Below are 1,734 nucleotides of genomic sequence, written 5' to 3' on the forward strand. Positions count from 1 at the left end.
CTGAGAAAGACATCTCACGGAGCTAAGCCGTCAAGCCGCTACTGCCAGAGAGGAGGGGAATGCCTGATGTTCGTCGAACAGCGTCTTGTGCTTGAGGCAGTGGAAGAGCTGTCCGAGCATGCGGTTGAACAGGTGCCGTTGGGCCTGCGCATGCCAGTCCCCGACCTCTCGCCGGTGGCGGTAGTGGGCGTTCGCGCCGGGCGAGGCTTGCAGGGAGGAGAACGCCCAGAGGTAACCGGCGTTGTGGAGCCGGTTGTTCTTGATCATGCGTCGCCCGACGTGATGCTTCTTGCCGGAGGCGCGGGTGATGGGTGCCGATCCCGCGTAGGCCTTGAGCGAGCGGGCGTCGGCGAAGCGGGTGCGGTCGTCGCCGATCTCAGCGAGCACCCGGGCGCCGGTCTGCGGTCCGAGGCCGGGGAAGCTGAGCAGGACCTCAGCGTCCGGGTGCTGGCGAAAGGACGCCTCGGCTGCCTCGGCGAGCTCGTCGGCTGCGGTGCAGACGGCGTCGAGTTGCCGGAGCAGGGCGAGCATCTGCTTGCCCAGGGCGTCCTCGACGAGGGGCGGCTGGTGGGCGAAGTCGCCGCGGAATACCTCGCGGAGCCGTTCGGCTTCGGCGTCGATGCCGCGGATGCGGCCGGCGCGCTTGAGCGCGGAACGCAGCTGGGCCCGCGAAAGACTCGCCGCTTTGGCCGGGGTCGGCGCGAGAGCCAGCAGGGCTCGGGCTTCGGGCCGGCACAGAGCGTTCTGCCAGACGGCGAAGGCCTCCAGGGCGGCGGGGTAGTACTCGCGCAGCAAGGAGCGGAGCTGGTTGGAGATCTGCTGCCGGTTCCAGGTCGCGTCCTGCTGGGCCCGTGCCAGTACGGCAATGGCCTTGGCGAGGTCGCTGTCGTCGGGCAGTGGCCGGTGCATGGGCATGTCGGTCCGCAGGATGTTCGCCAGGACCAGGGCGTCGCCCGGGTCGGACTTCTTGCGCGAGACGCCATGCCGGTCCCGGTAGCGTGCCGCGGCCATCGGGTTGACGGCGAACACCTGCCGTTTGCCCTGGCGCAGGGAGGCGACCAGGAGGCCGCGGCTGGTCTCGATCGCGACCGGGATCGGTTCGTCCTCGGTGTCGCCGTACTCGGCGAGCAGGTCCAGCAGCAGCCGGTAGCCGGATACGTCGTCGGCGATACGGCGCTTGGCCAGCAGCTGTCCGGTGTCGTCGACCAGGGCCACGTCGTGATGGCGTTCGGCCCAGTCGATCCCGCAGTAAATCACTCTCGTCCTCCCCTTGGCACAGGCATCTGCGCTGGTAGCGAGCGGATGCGGGCCACGCGGCGACCTAATTCAAGGACTCGGCCTCCCCGGCCGGTCCGCCATCTCACAAGCCGTTCGTGGCACCAGCGCGCAACACGGGCCTCGGTCTGCCTCAGAGCTCGACGGCTCGGGACTTGCAAGAGGACACCGCACAGCGGGCTCACACCACGAACACCAACGAACAAATCCTGGGATGGGTGGTGGCAGCCACGAGGACGCCGGGCGCCGCCGCTCTATCGGAAGGCCTTGGGGCCGGGAGAAATCAAGGCATACGCCCGGCGCCCACGAGACCGCCACCAACCCACGGGGTCTGGCCGCCGCTCTTTCTCAAGGCCTCACAGGCCCGGGACATCAGAGGCATGACAGACCCCGTACTCGAACAGCCCGGACGGACAAACCTTCTGATCCGGAACTGCTAGGAAGGAATTAGGGACACCA

General features: G+C 68.1%; 1 protein-coding gene. It reads right to left on the reverse strand.

Annotated features, from left to right (window positions below; genetic code table 11):
- Window positions 1-30: 30 nt before the first annotated feature.
- Window positions 31-1,257 (reverse strand): IS110 family transposase, encoded by a 1,227-nt coding sequence (locus ACFV9H_RS41420; protein ID WP_385409177.1) that lies wholly within the window; start codon window positions 1,255-1,257, stop codon window positions 31-33.
- Window positions 1,258-1,734: the final 477 nt, after the last annotated feature.

It is taken from the genome of Streptomyces sp. NPDC059874 (genome assembly GCF_042731135.1).
Taxonomy (GTDB): Bacteria; Actinomycetota; Actinomycetes; order Streptomycetales; family Streptomycetaceae; genus Streptomyces.